Here is a 15,878-nt window from a genome sequence, read left to right on the forward strand (position 1 = left end):
AGGAGCGAGCTTGCTCGCGAACGGAGTCACCGGGGAATTCATCAGTTGGGCGGCTCGCGAGCAAGCTCGCTCCTACGAAAAGCGAAAAGCAAACAGGCGCTACGCAGCCCTCAGCAGTCGCGAAACACCGGTTTGCGCTTCTCGACGAAGGCGCGCACACCCTCGCGGGCGTCGTGGCTGTCCTTGATTTCGCTGCCGAGCCGCGCTTCCAGTTCCAGCCCCAGCTCCAGCGGCAGTTCCAGGCCATCCCGCACCGCCTGGCGGATCGCCTGTTGCGCCAGCAGGCCGTAGCCGCTGTGGGCGGTCGCCAGTTCGCAGGCGGCGGCCAGCGCTTCGCCGGGCTGCTCCACCAGTTCGTCGGCCAGACCGATTTCCAGGGCGCGCCGGCCGTCCACCGGTTCGCCGCCGAGCATCAGGCGCAGCGCCTGCTGCTGGCCGATCAGGCGCGACAGCAGCTGCGTGCCGCCATACACCGGCATCACCCCGATCCGGATTTCCGGCAGCCCCAGCCGGGCCTGCGCGGCGGCGACGCGGAAGGTGCAGCCCATGGCGATCTCCAGCCCGCCGCCGAGGGCGAAGCCGTTGATCGCCGCCACGCTGATCTTCGGGAAGCGGCGCAGGCGCAGGATCAACTGGTGCATGCGGCGGATGCGCGCGTCGGCGTCGCCGGTTCCGCCCTTCAGGTCGGAGCCGGCGCAGAAGGCGCGCCCTTCGCCGGTGATCACCAGCGCCCGCGAGTCGTCGCTGGCGATGCGCTCGAGATGGGCTTCCAGCTCGTCGAGCAGGGCATCGTCGATGGCGTTGAGGGATTCCGGACGGTTCAGGGTCAGCACGGCGCAGACGCCGTGTCGCTGGTGGGTGACGCTCTCGTTCACGAAGGGCTTCCTTTTCTTGTTCGTCGATGGTGAGGCAGCCATCGGATCATAACGATGCCTCGCCAGCGGTTACGGTGAATGGCGTCATCGTCATGCAGCGCGGCAGGATCGTCTTGAAATGGACACAGATATTCACAACTGCGAATGACGATAGCTTTTAATTGAGAAGCAATTTCATATAATTCCGGACTCCACGCCTTGCCCCGTCCGCGGGCCGATCTTCAGGTAACACACGATGCGAGTATTCCTGGCGCACCTTTCCCAATGGGAGGCCGGCGCATGAGCAACAAGGCCACGACGGGCACCGCCGCGCTGATCTCGCGCATCCTCGCCGCGCTGTTCGGCGGCTATGCGCTGGCCTATTCGGCCACCGCGTTCCTCAGCGTCTATCTGCCGCTGGCCCGCGCCGACCGGGTGGCCTTCGCCAGCCTGGCGTGCTTCGCCTTCTGGGTCGCCGCGATCATCTTCGTCTTCGCCACCCGCAGCGCCTGGCGCGCCTGGCTGCTGCCTCTTGCGGTGAGTGCGCTGCTGGCGGCCGCCGCCTTCCTGCCCGCCGGTTTCGGAGTCCGCCCATGAGCCTGCGCCAATCCATGTCCGGACTGCACACCTGGAGCGGGCTGCTGGTCAGCTGGCTGCTGTTCGTCATCCTGTTCGGCGGCAGCCTGGCCTGCTTCGACAAGGAGCTGACCCGCTGGATGCTGCCACAGCTGAGCGAGCCGGCCGGCGAGACGATCGGCGCCGACCAGGTGCGCGACTGGCTGACCGCGCGCCAGCCCAACGCCCACGCCTTCTGGATGCGCCCGCCGGGCGAGCGCGTGCCGTACTGGACCGTCGGCTGGGAACCGGCCGACCATGGCGAGTTCGTCGAATTCAAGCTCGACCCGCGCACCGGCGAGGAGCTGCCGAAGACCGTCGGCGGCGAGTTCTTCTTCACCCTGCACTACGACCTGCACGCCGGCATGACCGGCCTGTACATCGTCGGCATCGCCGGCATGTTCATGCTGGTGGCGCTGGTCAGCGGCATCATCGTCCACCGCCGCATCTTCAAGGACTTCTTCACCCTGCGCCCGCAGGCTGCGCGGCAGCGGGCCTGGCTCGACGCGCACAACGTGCTGGGGGTGGTCGGCCTGCCGTTCCACCTGCTGATCGCCTACACCGGCCTGGCGATCTTCGTCGCCAACTACATGCTGGCCGGCGTGCACGTGGCCTACAAGGGCGACGCGCTGCGCTTCTTCGACGAGGCGCAGCGCTCCTGGGAGCGCGACGAACTGGGCAAGCGCGGCAAGCCGCCGAAGTCGGTCGACGGCATGATCGCCAAGGCCGAGGAACTCTGGGCCGACGGCAGCCGAGCGGGCTGGATCAGCATCCATCATCCGGGCGACGCCGGTTCCACCGTGGATATCCGCAGCGCGGTGGATTCGCGGCTGGTCAACGACCAGCGGACGATCTCCTTCGACTCCGGCAGCGGCGCGCTGCTCTACCAGCAGCCGCCGTACCGGTCCGGCTACCTGACCTATTCCTGGCTGACCGGCCTGCACATGGCGCAGTTCGGCGGCAACCTGCTGCGCGTGCTGTACCTGCTGCTCGGCCTGTCCGGCTGCGCCATGCTGCTCGGCGGCCTGCAGGTGTGGCTGGCCAAGCGCGAGGCCAAGGGCAGCGCCGGAATCACCCTGGTGCGCGCGCTGAACGGCGCGGTCTGCGGCGGCCTGCCGCTGGCCAGCCTCGGCCTGCTCGCCGCCGCGCGACTGCTGCCGGCCGGCCTGGCCTGGCGCAACCGCTGGGAAGTGACGGCGTTCCTTGGCGTCTGGGCGATCGCCGTGGTGCACGCGCTGTGCCGCCTCGGCGATGGCCGGCGCATGGCCCGCGAGCAGGCGGCTGCCGCTGCGGTGCTGGCGCTGGGCCTGCCGCTGATCGGTCTGTTCGGGCCGGAACATGGGCGCCTGACCACCAGCATCGCGCGTGGCGACTGGGCGCTGGCCGGGGTCGACCTGGCGCTGCTGCTGGTCGGCCTGCTGAGCGCCGCCCTGGCCGTGCGCCTGGGCCGCCCGGCCGCGGCGGCGGACAAGCGCCGTCGCCGCCTGACCGAGGAGCTTGCCTGATGCTGCTGGTATTCGGCCTCAACCTGCTGGCCCTGACTGCCCTCTGCCTGGCGCTGTCGCGCCACCATCGCGACCTGTTCGGCAGCGCGCCGAGCGGGAAACGCGTGCTGGTCCTGCGCAGCGTCGCGCTGCTCGACGGCGGCCTGGCGCTGGCCTACTGCATCCACCGGCTCGGGGTGGAGAACGGCATCGTCTACTGGTTCTGTCTGCTGATGCTTGCCGGCAGCCTGCTGGTCGCCCTGCTGGCCTGGCGCCCGCGCTGGACGCTGCCGACGGCGGCGGGGATGCCGTTGCTCGGTGGGGTGGTGGCGGTGTTCGCCTGATCGGTGGGTCGCGGGCATGGCCCGCTCCTACAAAAAAGCCTCGGCGTCACCTGTCATAGGCTACGGCCCTATATGCGGTGGATAACGCTGGCGCGTTATTCACCCTACGAAAATGGTTTCGCCGGTCCTGTAGGAGCGGGCCATGCCCGCGACCTCCGGCGCAGGGCGGGTGAAACCCGCCGAGGTGCGGATCGTCCATCTTATGGTTCCCACGCAGGAGCGTGGGAACGATGAAACCCAACTCACCGATGCGCCGCCCGATACTCCCCCGGCGTCCCGCCAAGCGCTTCGCGGAAGCGATTGGCGAAATGGCTGGCGCTGGCGAAGCCGCAGGCCAGGGCGATCTCGCCCAGCGGCAACGGACTCTCCCGCAACAGCCGGCAGGCCCGCGCCAGGCGCCGGGCCAGCAGGTAGCGGTGTGGCGGCATGCCGAAGCTGGCGCGGAACATCCGCGCGAAGTGGTATTCCGACAGCGCCGCCAGCCCGGCCAGTTCGCCCAGCGACAGCGGCTCGGCGAGGTTCTGTTCGATGTATTCCGCCACCCGCCGGCGCACCACCGGCGCCAGTCCGCCCTTGAGCTGCAGGCCGTCGCGGCGACCGACCTGGGTCAGCAGGGCGTGGGCGATCATCTCGTGGGCGAGGCTGCTGGTGAGCAGGCGTTCGCCCGGTTCCAGCCAGTTCATCCGCACCAGTTGGCGGAAGCGCGTCGCCTGCAGCGGGTCGTCGAGGAAGGTGCTTTCGCGTAGCTGCAGTTCGCGCGGTTCGCGGTCGAGCAGGCTGACGCAGCCGAGGGCGAAGTGCTCCTGGGTGAAGTACAGGTGCGCCAGGCGGATGCCGCCGTTGATCACCCAGGCCGATTCATGCTCGGCGGGCAGGATGCACAGCTTGTCCGGCGCGCCCTTGGCGTCCGGCTGCTCGCGGCGGAAGGTGCCGGTGCCGCCGGCCAGGTAGCAGGACAGCGTGTGATGGGTCGGCGCGCGGTAGTCGCGGGTGTCGTGGTGGTTGCTCCACAGCGCCGCGACCAGCCCGTCGCCCAGCTCCGCGCAATGCTCCAGGCGGGCATTGGGCGAACTGTTCATCGACTGGAAGACCTGTAGCTGTTCGAGCATCGACATGGGCGGTTCCTCTAGGATGTCCACTCTACCCGCCAACGCCGCGCCTGCCAGCCCGCCCAGCCGAATAAGCGCAAGTTTGTGCAAGCCGGGCAGGGCGGTCGGGGGGGAAACTGCCGGCAAATCCGCCGGAGTCCCGCGATGAACCTGTTCCTCTACCTGCTCACCGTCCTGATCTGGGGCACCACCTGGATCGCCATCAAGCTGCAGATGGGCGTGGTGGCGATTCCCTTGTCCATCGCCTACCGCTTCGGCCTGGCGGCTCTGGTGCTGTTCGCCATCCTGCTGCTCTCGCGCCGGCTGCAGCCGCTCGGCCGGCGCGGACAGGCGATCTGCTTGGCGCAGGGGCTGTGCCTGTTCTGCCTCAATTTCATCTGCTTCTACACGGCCAGCCAGTGGATTCCCAGCGGGCTGGTGGCGGTGGTGTTCTCCACCGCGACGCTGTGGAACGCACTGAACGCCCGACTGTTCTTCAGGCAGTCGATCGCGCCCAACGTCATGGCCGGCGGCGCGCTCGGCCTGCTCGGCCTCGGCCTGCTGTTCTGGCCGGAGCTGGCCGGCCACACCGCCAGCCGCGAGACCTTCCTGGGCCTCGGCCTGGCCCTGCTCGGCACGCTGTGCTTCTCCGCCGGCAACCTGCTCTCCAGCCTGCAGCAGAAGGCCGGCCTGCGCCCGCTGAGCACCAACGCCTGGGGCATGCTCTACGGCACGCTGATCCTGCTCGGCTGGTGCGTGGCGCAGGACGTGCCCTGGAGCTTCGAGTGGAATGCGCGCTATGTCGGCTCGCTGCTGTACCTGGCGATTCCCGGCTCGGTGATCGGCTTCACTGCCTACCTGACCCTGGTCGGGCGCATGGGGCCGGAGCGCGCCGCCTACTGCACCGTGCTGTTCCCGGTGGTGGCGCTGAACATCTCGGCCTTCGCCGAGGGCTACCAGTGGACGCTGCCGGCGCTGGCCGGCCTGGCGCTGGTGATGCTCGGCAACCTGCTGGTGTTCCGCAAGCCGAAGCCCGCGGCGCAGAGCGGTTCGTCGGTTGCCGGCGGCGTCGATGGACAGGCTTCCGGCGCTTGACTAGCGTTCTGCGTTGAAGGGGTATGCGCAGCACCCTCCGGTCGTCACCGCCCGCCGCGCGGGCATCGAAGGGAGAACCGCGATGCTCACCTCCACGCAGAAGAAAACCGCCCAGGCCATCGTCAACATCTTCGAAACCGGCAGCGTGCTCGGCGACTACGGCAGCGTCACGCTGATCGCCGGCGACACCGGCCACCTCACCTTCGGCCGCTCGCAGACCACCCTCGGCTCGGGCAACCTGCACGAGCTGATGCGCCTCTACTGCGACAACCCCGGCGCCCGCTTCGGCGCGCGCCTGACGCCCTTCCTGGCGAAGTTCGCCGCCCGCGACCTCAAGCTGGACCGGGACGCGAAGCTGCACAACATCCTCCGCGCCAGCGCCGACGACCCGGTGATGCGCGAGACCCAGGACCAGTTCTTCGACCAGGTCTACTGGCAGGCCGCCGAACGCGCCGCCACCCAGCTTGGCGCCGGCACGCCGCTGGGCGTCGCGGTGGTCTACGACAGCACGGTGCATGGCTCGTGGAAGCTGATCCGCGACCGCGTCAATGCCGCCTCCGGCAGCCTTGCCAAGCTCGGCGAGAAGAAGTGGATCGCCGCCTACGTCGCCGCCCGGCGCGACTGGCTGGCGACCCATCCGCGCAAGGACCTGCGGCCCACCGTCTACCGCATGGACGCCCTGCAGCGGCTCATCGACCTCGACCACTGGGGGCTGGAACTGCCGCTGGTGGTGCGCGGCCAGGAAATCTCCAGCGCCACCCTCAACGCCACGCCGCCCGGCTGCTACGACGGCCCGCAACCCGGCACCCGCCCACTGGCCCTGCAGACGCCGCTGGCCCGCGGGCTGGACGTGCGCCTGCTGCAACTGGGGCTGTCCGAACGCGGCGTGGAGATCAAGGCCGACGGCGTCTACGGCCAGGCCAGCGTCAGCCGGGTCAAGGACTTCCAGCGCTCCCAGGGCCTGCCGGCGACCGGCGTGGCGGGCATCGAGCTGATCGCCGAACTGGCCGGCTGAAGCGGAACATCCGAAGGCAGATACGCCAGCTTGGGTGGGAATGCTGCCAAATCGCCCCCTCCGGGGAGAGACGCGTCGGCGAAAACGGGTAGGGTAGGGCTAGCCCGGTGCCGCCGAGCCGCCTTGCCCCGCACATCATTAGAAGAATCGCCGATGAAAGCCGAACCCGCTCAGCTTGTGTATTCCTGTGGCCAGCCGCCCGAACCGGGCACCGCGAAGGAAATCGCCCCCGGCGTGCTCTGGCTGCGCATGCCGCTGCCGCTGTCGCTGGACCACATCAACCTGTGGGCGGTGCGCGACGGCGAGGGCTGGGCGATCGTCGACACCGGCATGCACACGCCGGTCACCGTGGATGCCTGGCGTGCGCTGTTCGCCCCCGGCGGTCCGCTGGAAGAGGGTCCCACCCGCGTATTCGCCACCCACATGCATCCCGACCACGTCGGCATGGCCGGCTGGCTGAACCGCGAGTACGGCTGCGAACTGTGGATGACCCGCGGCGAGTACATGAACTGTCGCGTGCTGATGGCCGACACCGGCCGCGAGGCGCCGCCCGAGGCCATGAACTTCTACCGCCGCGCCGGCTGGGACGCGGCGGCGCTCGAACATTACCGCGCCCGCTTCGGCGGCTACGGCAGGAAGATGGCCGAGCTGCCGCAGAGCTACCGGCGCCTGTGCGACGGCGACCGCCTGCGCATCGGCGAGCACGAGTGGCAGGTGGTGGTGGGTTCCGGCCATTCGCCGGAGCATGCCTGCTTCCATTGTCCGGACCTCAAGCTGCTGATCTCCGGCGACCAGGTGCTGCCGCGCATTTCCTCCAACGTCTCGGTGCACCCCACCGAACCCTGGGCTGACCCGATGGGCGAGTGGCTCGACTCGCTGGAGCGCATCCGCGCGGCGCTGCCCGGCGACCTGCTGGTGCTGCCGGCCCACGACGACCCGTTCCACGGCCTGCACACCCGCCTGGACCGTCTGCTCGGCAGCCACAGGCGTGCGCTGGAGCGCCTGTGCAAGTTGCTGGACGAGGGGCCGAAACGGGTGGTCGACGTGTTCAGCGTGCTGTTCTCGCGCAAGATCGACAGCGAGGTGCTGATGCTCGCCACCGGCGAAACCCAGGCCAACCTCAACTACCTGGTACAGCGCGGCGAGGCGGCGGTGACCCTGGACGAGCAGGGCGTGGCCTGGTACAGCCTGCTCGCCGGAGCCTGAGCCAGAGCGGCCGGCTGGCCGAATAGCGCCGTGGTTTTGCCCGAATCGTCGGTTGTTCGGCTCGCGCCGGCGGTGGAAGAATCGGGGCGAACGTCGAACACAACAATAACCACGAGACGCCCATGACCCCGCATCGCTTCTGCAATCCCTTCGCCGGACAGGATTTCAACTGGCTGCTCGCCACCCAGGCGGCAGCCCACGCCGACAAACCGCTGCTGATCTGGGAACCCTTCGCCGGCACGCCGCAGACCTGGACCTACGCCCAGTACCATGACGCGGTCGGCCGCGTCGCCACTGCGCTCGCCGCCCGCGGCGTGAAGGCGGGCGACCGGGTGCTGATCCATCTGGAGAACTGCCCGGAATTCCTCATCGCCTGGGCCGCCTGCGGCGAGCTGGGCGCGATGGCGATCAACACCAACACGCGCTCCTCGGCGGAGGAGATGCACTACTACCTCAGCCACAGCGAGGCCGGCGTGGCGATCACCCAGCCGGGCCTGCTGCATACCCTGGAACGGGTGCGCGACCGCTTGCGCTGGATCGCCTGCACAGAACACGATGCCGGCGCCCCGGCGGAGCTGCCGGCCGGCTGCGAATCCTTCGCCGCGCTGCTCGACGCCCAGCCGGCCGCCGAGCGCCGGCGCGTCACCGCCGACCCGCTGCGGCCGATGTACGTGCAGTACACCTCCGGCACCACCTCGCGGCCGAAGGGCGTGGTGCTCACCCACGGCAACGCGCTGTGGGCGGCGCGGGTCAACGCCATCCACATGGAGCTGACCGGCGACGACGTGCACCTGGCGGCGATGCCGCTGTTCCACACCAACGCGCTGGCCTATTCCTTCCTCACCTCTCTGTGGGTCGGCGGCCGCATGGTGCTGATGCCGAAGTTCTCCGCCAGCCGCTTCTGGGACATCGCCGTGCGCAACCGCTGCACCTGGCACTCCACCATCCCGTTCTTCTTCAACGCGCTGCTCGCCCGGCCGCGCCCGGAGAAACACCATTTCCGCCTGTGGGGCACCGGCGCCAACGACCTGCCGCAGACCAGGGCGCTGGGCATCAAGACCATCGGCTGGTGGGGCATGACAGAGACCATCTCGCACCCCATCGTCGGCCTCTGCAATCTGCCCAACACCGAGATGGTCATCGGCCGCCCGGCGACCACCTACCAGGTCTGCGTGGTCGACGACGACGGCCAGCCGGTCGCCAGCGGCGAGACCGGCCACCTGCGCGTGCTCGGCATGCCCGGCGTATCGCTGTTCAGGGAATACCTGGACAACCCGGAAGCCACCGCGGCGAGCTTCGACGAGCAGGGCTGGTTCATCAGCGGCGACCGCGTGACGCTGATGGAAGACGGCTCGATCCGCTTCGCCGACCGCGACAAGGACATGCTCAAGGTGGGGGGCGAGAACGTCGCCTCTTCCGAGATCGAGCGGGTGCTGATGGGCTGCGCGCCGGGCACCGTCGCCGAGGTGGCGGTGGTGGCCAAGCCGCACGACATGCTCAACGAAGTGCCGTTCGCCTTCGTCCGCCTGGCCGAGGGCGTCGGCGCGGATCAGCGGGAGGGCATCGCCGAACGCCTGCTCGGCTTCTGCCGCGAGAACCTGGCCGACTTCAAGGTGCCGGTGGGCGTGCGCTTCGTCGACGACTTCCCGCGGGCGACGCTGGAGAAGATCGCCAAGGCGGAGCTGCGCAAGCGGCTGCTGGCGGAGGGCTGAGTTCCTGTAGGAGCGCGCCATGCGCGCGACATCGTGGCGGGTCGCGGGCATGGCCCGCTCCTACAGGTGGTCCTGCGTTCGCCGGAGCATCCCGCCATCCCCGGACGCGTGGGAACGATGCCCCCTACGCCCCGATCAACTCCTTCGCATACATCCCGATCCTTGCCTTCACCAATGCCGCCCCATGGCGTTTCAACACCGCCATCTCCGCCGCCGACAGCCTGCGCAGGTTGGTGTCGATCGCCGAGGCGAAGGCCGCGTCGCCGGGCTGGGCTTCGCCGTTGGTGCTGTCGATGGAGAACCACATCGGCTTCGGTCCCTCGCCTGCCAGGTGGCGGTGCTGCATGCGGTCGAACTGCAGGCCGCGGATCTGCTCCATCATGATGTCCAGCCCGGCCTTGAGCACGATGGCGCCGGATTCGGTCGGCCGGCTGTCGATGGCGAAGGGCTTGCCGCCGTCGCTGACGATGGCGTAGTCCAGCTGGTTGCGCTGGTGCCGCAGCAGCGGATTGATGCCCATGTTGTCGTAGACGCCGCCGTCGGTCAGCGTCACGTACTCGAAGGACGCCGCCGGCGGATAGGTCTTCTCGTCCAGCCGCAGCGGCGGGAATACCGGCGGGAAGGCCGAGGACGCCGCCACCGCGTGGCTGATCGGGAAGTTCAGCGCCGGCGCGGTCTGCAGCTCGTAGTCGCCCATCACGCAATCCTTGCCGGCGCCGCTGACGAAGAAGAACAGGTTGCCGGTGGCCAGGTTGGTCGCGTTGAGATAGACGCGTGGCCCCTCGTTCAGCACCGACAGCGTCTTGCCGTGGAACAGGTGCTTGTCGTAGGCCTCGGCGAGCTTTTCCAGGCGGGTGGCGAAGGGATCGAGGGAGCCGCCGAGGAAGGACGACACGGCGATCGACTGGCTGCCCAGGAATTTCTCCAGCAGGTCGAGCCGGTCCGCCCGCTTCCAGTTCAGCGCCACCGTGGCGCCGGCGATGCTGCCGCCGCTGACGCAGGTGAACAGGTCGACCTTGTCCAGCAGGCCGAATTCCTCCAGCTGGCGCATCACGCCGAGATGGAACGCCGCGGCGCGAAAACCGCCGCCCGAGAGCGCCAGACCGATGCGTTTTGGCGCGCCGCTTATCTGAACCGACATATTCATCCCCTCCAGAGCGGGGCATCCTGCACCCATGATGGCAAATTGCCTGGAAAGGCCCGCCGCAGAGCGCTTCGCAGACCTTATGTCGCAATTCTAGGTTGAGTTTTTGACACTGCCCGGATTGCGGCCTTGACTCCGTCAGAGAGCCGTCATCCAGGCGCGTCGCGAGGACGCCGCCGCACAACCCGCATGCGTGCATTCGCCCCACGGGGCAAGGAGGCAGCGCATGGCCAAGTCCGACTATCCGCCCCCCGCGATGCGCAGGCTGCGGGTCTACGCCTTCGACCCGCAGGCCTCGACGCTGCTGGAAACCGCGCAGATCAGCCACGCCACCATCGAGATCCCCTGGGAAGCGCGCTGGGAGGACCCGGTAAGCCCCGGGCCGACCAACGAATACCTGGAAGTCATCGACATCGACCCGGCCAGCGGCCAGTTCTACCCGCCGCTGGACCTCAACGATCCCCACGTCCTCGCCCAGGACGGCCTGCTGCCGTCGGAGGGCGATCCGCGCTTCCACCAGCAGATGGTCTTCGCCGTCGCCATGAAGACCATCAAGCTGTTCGAGCGCGCCCTCGGCCGCAAGGTGTTCTGGGGGCAGCGCAAGATGCCCGACGGCAGCTACGAGGAGGTGCGCAAGCTGCGCATCTACCCCCACGCCCTGCGCGAGGCCAACGCCTACTACGACCCGCTGAAGAAGGCGCTGCTGTTCGGCTACTTCAAGGCCTCGCTGACCGATCCGGGGGTGAACCTGCCGGGTGGCTGGGTGTTCACCGCGCTGTCCCACGACATCATCGCCCACGAGACCACCCACGCCATCCTCGATGGCCTGCACCGCCGCTACAGCGAGCCGACCAGCGTCGACAGCCTGGCCTTCCACGAGGCGTTCGCCGACATAGTCGCGCTGCTGATGCACTTCACCCTGCCGGAAGCCGTCTCCAGCCAGCTCGCCGCCCAGCGCGGCAACCTCGCCGAGCGCACCTGGCTGAGCGGCCTGGCCCGCCAGTTCGGCGAAGCCACCGGGCGCTACGCCGCGCTGCGCGACGCCATCGACGACAAGGGCAGCGACGGCCTGCCCGATCCCACCCGCCTGGCGCACCTCAACGAGCCCCACGAGCGCGGCGCCGTGCTGGTGGCGGCGGTGTTCGACGCCTTCGTCAGCATCTACCAGAAGCGCACCGCCGACCTGTTCCGCCTGGCGCGCATCGAATCGACCCAGACCGCGCTGCCCACCGAGCTGATCGGCCGTCTCACCCACGAGGCAGTGAAGACCGCCGACCACGTGCTGCGCATGTGCATCCGCGCGCTGGATTACCTGCCGCCGGTGGACGTGCATTTCGGCGAGTACCTGCGCGCGATCATCACCGCCGACAGCGACCTGATCCCCAGCGACCCGCTGAACTACCGCCTGGCGATGATCCAGGCGTTCCGCCGGCGCGGCATCCTGCCGGACAAGTGCCTGTCGCTGGCGCCGGACAGCCTGCTCTGGGAAACCCCCACCGGCAAGCTGGCCAAGCTGCGCCTGCCGGTGGCCTCCAGCGACGAGAACAAGGGCGTGCGCCTCGACCTGACGCCGCAGTACCGGCGCCGCGAGAGCTTCCAGCAGGCGCGCGAGAACCGCCGGCGCATCTGGCGCTGGCTGCTCAGGTGCGAGGGCGAGCGCTCGGAATGGGAGCAGGCGCTCGGCGTGTTCCTGGTTTCCGCCAGCGCCGCGCGGCTGCTCGGCACCCTGCGGCCGAACGCCAACGGCGATGCGCCGGCGGTGGAAGTGCACTCGGTGCGCTCGTCGCGCCGCTCCGGACCGGACGGCCAGGACCTGCGCCAACTGATCGTCGAGGTGACGCAGAAGCGCGACGGCTACTTCGATGCCGAAATCCAGCGCCAGCGCGATGGCGACCCGCTGGAACGCAGCGAGGACGGCGACTTCGCCTTCCGCGGCGGCGCCACCCTGATCATCGACCTGCGCGATGGCGCGCTGCGCTACATCGTGCGCAAGAGCATCGAGGACGACGAGCGGCTGGAGGCGCAGCGGCGCTTCCTGCTCACCGGCAGCAACTCGCTGGCCCTGACCTACCGCGGCCACCGGCGCAGCGACAACCCCTTCGCCATGACCCACCGGGGAGTCTGATGCCATGAGGGAACCCGCCTGCGGCAACATCGCGGTGCGCATGTACCGCGGCATACTCGGCGACTGCTTCCTGCTCCGCCACGACGAAGCCGGCCAGCCGCGCCATATCCTCATCGACTGCGGCGTGCTGCAGGGCGTGGAAGGCGCGCGCGACCGGATGAAGACCATCGTCGACGACATCCAGGCCGTCACCGGCGGCGACCTCGACCTGGTGGTGCTGACCCACGAGCACCACGACCACCTCTCCGGCTTCAGCTACGAGAAGGAGCGCTTCTTCGGCGACGCCTTCGACATCCACGAACTCTGGCTGGCCTGGACCGAGGACCCCAACGACCCGCAGGCCGCCGCCCTGCGCCAGCGCTTCACCCGCACCAAGGCGGCGCTGACCAAGGTCGTGCAGCTCGATGCCCTGGCCATGGGCGACCCGCGCATCGGCACGGTGCAGGCGCTGTCCGCGTTCATCGAGCCGCTGCCCGTGGACGGCCCGCGCAAGACCACCGTCGACCTGCTCCGGGAAAAGGCCGGCGGCCGCACCACGCGCTTCCTGGAGCCGGGCGACGTGCTGCGTCCGGAACGCCTGCCGACGCTCAAGGCCATGGTCATGGGGCCGCCGCGCAGCGAGCAGCGGCTGCGCAAGGACGCCCCCTCGAAAGGCGCCGGCAAGGAGGTCTACCTCACCGACCTGGAGGAAGCCTTCGCCGTCGAGGACCGCGCCCGCCGCGAACTGGGCGAGGAACCGCTGATCGCCGAACTGCCCTTCGCCCGGCCCTACCAGCGGCCCATCGACGAGGCGCGGCACAGCTGGACGGAGCTGGCCTACGAGGGCGTCGAGCAGCTCTACTTCGCCGAACCCAATGTCTGGCGGCGCATCGAGGGGGAATGGCTGGACGGCGCCGAATCCATGGCGCTGAAGATGGACTCCGACACCAACAACACCAGCCTGGTGCTGGCCTTCGAGCTGCCGGACCGGCAGGTGCTGCTGTTCCCCGGCGACGCGCAGGTCGGCAACTGGCTGTCCTGGGCCGACCAGACCTATCCCCGCGAGGCCAGCAAGGAGCATCCGCTGCCGGCGACCCGCGACGACATCCTCTCCCGCGTCACCCTGTACAAGGTCGGCCACCACTGCAGCCACAACGCCACCCTGCGCGAATTCGGCCTGGAGAAGATGACCTGCCCGCGGCTGGTGGCGATGATCCCGGTGGTGGAAAGCGTCGCCAGACAGAACGACTGGAAGATGCCGTTCCCCGACCTGCTCGACGCCCTGCTGCAGCGCACCAGTGGCCGCGTGGTGACCGGCGACGGCGACCCGGAGCAGGAACGCGCGGTGTTCGCCGACAACCCCAGCGACGACCGCTACCCGGCGACGCTCGCCCATGCCGAGGACGGCCTGTGGGTGGAGCTGACGATTCCCTACGAGAAGTGCAGGAAGGGTACGGGATGATGGGGGCGGTACGAAACCGGATGGTTTCGCGGGCATGGCCTGAACCTGCAGGGCCGGCGCATATGGGGTGGATCGGCGGCGATGGCGGGCTTTTCGTAGGGTGGATGGGGCTTTTTCCATCCACCATTGCACACGCCAGATAGACCGGATGGTGGATCGATAGAGCCTGATCCACCCTACGCATTCCCTGGCCGCCAGAGCCATCGTCTTCACATCGGCGTGGCGCTTCCCCCAATGCCAGGACCATCCGTAGGGGCATGCCCGCGAAGCAGGGCGGGTCTACCCGCCCGCGTCCTCCAGCAGATTGCGAAACACCTTCCCCTCCTTCTCGAACTCCCGCTGTATCCCCAGCAGCGCCTCCTCCAGGCGGATCGCATTGCGCCCCGCCGAAATCGCCGCCAGCGCCGCGAACTGCACGATGTTGACGATGTTTCCCCCGGACAACTCGAACCGCGCCAGCTGCGCCGCCAGGCATTCGCGGTCCTTCTGCGCGGGCAGGGTGCGGTTCCAGATGGCGCGGCGTTCGTCCTCGCTGGGGAAGGGGAAGCGGATGATGGCGTTGAAGCGGCGCAGGAAGGCGTCGTCGATGTTGGCGCGGAAGTTCGAGGCGAGGATCACCAGGCCGTCGAATTCCTCCACCCGCTGCAGCAGGTAGCTGATTTCCTGGTTGGCGTAGCGGTCGTGGGCGTCCTTGACGCTGGTGCGTTTGCCGAACAGCGCGTCGGCCTCGTCGAAGAACAGGATCCACTCGCGGTTGCGCGCCTGGTCGAAGAGGGCGGCGAGGTTCTTCTCGGTTTCGCCGATGTACTTCGACACCACGCTGGACAGGTCCACGCGATAGACCTCGCGGCCGGTGGCCTTGCCGAGCAGGGTGGCGGTCAGCGTCTTGCCGGTGCCGGGCGGGCCGTGGAACAGCACGCGGTAGCCGGGGCGCAGGCGGCCGGCCATGCCCCAGTCGTGCATCAGGGTGCGGTGGTGGCGCACCCAGTGCTCCAGTTCGGCGATGCGCTGCTGCACTTCCGTTTCCAGGATCAGGTCGTCCCAGCCGAGCGCGGTGCCGATGCGCCGGGCCGGGAAGCCGGCGCCGAAGGCCGGCGCCTGGGCGGTGCCGAGGGTGAGGCGTTCCACCCAGTCGCGGGCCATGACGATGCGCCCGGAGAGGATCGGCGCGCCGTCGCGGGCTTCCTCCAGGCGCAGGATTCCCTCGCGGGCGAACCAGTGCTCGGGGCTGAACAGTTCCTGCACGTCGAAGCGCACGTCGAGGTCGTCGCCGGCGAGGAGGAAGGCGGCGGTCTCGCCGGTGGGCAGGAAGGTGCGGCTGGCCTCGTCGCGCACGCCGCCGATCTCCGGGAAGTCGCCTTCGCGGGCCAGCGCCGCGCGGATCTCGTTGTCCAGCAGCGCCGGCCGCACATGGGGCGCGAGGGCGAGCAGGAGGACGGTGTATTCGGCGAATGCCGGCGCGCGTTCGGCGATGAAGTTCGCCAGCTCGGAGCCGTCCTCGTAGAGCTCCAGGGCGAGGTCGGCGGCGGTGTCGCCGGCCAGCCGCGCGCGGATCAGCGCGCGGAGGAAGTCCAGGCCGCGGTAGACGTTGCTGATCGGTTTGCCCATGGCTCTTCCTCGTTCCGTAGATACCGTGTCGCGCCAGGCAGTGCGTTATCGTTCCCACGCTCCTGCGTGGGAATGCAGCTCTCGACGCTCCCGCGTCGATGGGACGCGGAGCGTCCCCGGATGGGTTCCCACGCGGGAGCGTGGGAA

The 15,878-nt window shown here is 69.0% G+C and carries 13 protein-coding genes; 9 read left to right on the forward strand and 4 right to left on the reverse strand.

The features are described from left to right. Positions 1–110: 110 nt before the first annotated feature. Positions 111–875 (reverse strand): enoyl-CoA hydratase/isomerase family protein, encoded by a 765-nt coding sequence (locus tag BLR75_RS02550; RefSeq protein WP_281246488.1) that lies wholly within the window; start codon positions 873–875, stop codon positions 111–113. Positions 876–1,154: 279 nt separating this feature from the next. On the opposite strand from BLR75_RS02550, the gene BLR75_RS02555 reads away from it, so the two are divergent. From BLR75_RS02555 to BLR75_RS02565, 3 genes are read left to right on the forward strand one after another with little or no spacing between them, the layout of a single operon-like run. Next, on the forward strand, positions 1,155–1,451 hold the full coding sequence (locus BLR75_RS02555; RefSeq protein ID WP_084309808.1) for a DUF3649 domain-containing protein: 297 nt from the start codon (positions 1,155–1,157) through the stop codon (positions 1,449–1,451). Next, the gene (locus tag BLR75_RS02560; RefSeq protein WP_084309809.1) at positions 1,448–2,974 is read left to right on the forward strand and encodes a PepSY-associated TM helix domain-containing protein; all 1,527 of its coding nucleotides are present in this window, start codon (positions 1,448–1,450) and stop codon (positions 2,972–2,974) included. Before BLR75_RS02555 ends, BLR75_RS02560 begins: the two co-directional genes overlap by 4 nt. Next, positions 2,974–3,297 (forward strand): DUF3325 domain-containing protein, encoded by a 324-nt coding sequence (locus BLR75_RS02565; protein ID WP_084309810.1) that lies wholly within the window; start codon positions 2,974–2,976, stop codon positions 3,295–3,297. Before BLR75_RS02560 ends, BLR75_RS02565 begins: the two co-directional genes overlap by 1 nt. Positions 3,298–3,539: 242 nt before the next feature. On the opposite strand, the gene BLR75_RS02570 is transcribed toward BLR75_RS02565, so the two are convergent. Continuing rightward, on the reverse strand, positions 3,540–4,412 hold the full coding sequence (locus tag BLR75_RS02570; protein ID WP_084309811.1) for a helix-turn-helix domain-containing protein: 873 nt from the start codon (positions 4,410–4,412) through the stop codon (positions 3,540–3,542). Between the two features lie 138 nt (positions 4,413–4,550). Between BLR75_RS02570 and BLR75_RS02575 the strand changes: the two genes are divergently transcribed. The 4 genes from BLR75_RS02575 (at position 4,551) to BLR75_RS02590 (ending at position 9,413) form a co-directional block, all read left to right on the forward strand. Beyond that, a complete protein-coding gene (locus BLR75_RS02575) occupies positions 4,551–5,480 on the forward strand; it encodes a DMT family transporter (RefSeq protein ID WP_084309812.1) in 930 nt (309 codons plus the stop codon). Between the two features lie 82 nt (positions 5,481–5,562). Beyond that, positions 5,563–6,495 (forward strand): peptidoglycan-binding protein, encoded by a 933-nt coding sequence (locus tag BLR75_RS02580; protein WP_084309813.1) that lies wholly within the window; start codon positions 5,563–5,565, stop codon positions 6,493–6,495. A 153-nt stretch (positions 6,496–6,648) separates the two neighbouring features. Then, positions 6,649–7,701: an MBL fold metallo-hydrolase gene (locus BLR75_RS02585; RefSeq protein WP_084309814.1), complete on the forward strand. Its 1,053-nt coding sequence runs from the start codon at positions 6,649–6,651 to the stop codon at positions 7,699–7,701. Between the two features lie 122 nt (positions 7,702–7,823). After that, positions 7,824–9,413 carry an AMP-binding protein gene (locus BLR75_RS02590; protein WP_084309815.1) on the forward strand — a complete coding sequence of 530 codons (1,590 nt, stop codon included), beginning with the start codon at positions 7,824–7,826 and terminating at the stop codon, positions 9,411–9,413. 124 nt (positions 9,414–9,537) lie between these two features. Here BLR75_RS02590 and BLR75_RS02595 read toward each other — a convergent pair whose 3' ends face one another. Next, on the reverse strand, positions 9,538–10,554 hold the full coding sequence (locus tag BLR75_RS02595; protein WP_084309816.1) for a patatin-like phospholipase family protein: 1,017 nt from the start codon (positions 10,552–10,554) through the stop codon (positions 9,538–9,540). A gap of 229 nt (positions 10,555–10,783) precedes the next feature. Between BLR75_RS02595 and BLR75_RS02600 the strand changes: the two genes are divergently transcribed. Next, positions 10,784–12,682, forward strand: coding sequence for a gluzincin family metallopeptidase (locus tag BLR75_RS02600; RefSeq protein ID WP_084309817.1), 1,899 nt, complete (start codon positions 10,784–10,786; stop codon positions 12,680–12,682). Between the two features lie 4 nt (positions 12,683–12,686). Further along, entirely contained in the window at positions 12,687–14,123 is a 1,437-nt protein-coding gene (locus BLR75_RS02605) for an MBL fold metallo-hydrolase (RefSeq protein ID WP_084309818.1), read from the forward strand. 279 nt (positions 14,124–14,402) lie between these two features. On the opposite strand, the gene BLR75_RS02610 is transcribed toward BLR75_RS02605, so the two are convergent. Continuing rightward, positions 14,403–15,731, reverse strand: a complete 1,329-nt coding sequence (locus BLR75_RS02610; RefSeq protein WP_084309819.1) for an ATP-binding protein — start codon at positions 15,729–15,731, stop codon at positions 14,403–14,405. Positions 15,732–15,878: the final 147 nt, after the last annotated feature.

The sequence above is a fragment of the Pseudomonas jinjuensis genome (assembly GCF_900103845.1).
Lineage (GTDB): Bacteria > Pseudomonadota > Gammaproteobacteria > Pseudomonadales > Pseudomonadaceae > Pseudomonas > Pseudomonas jinjuensis.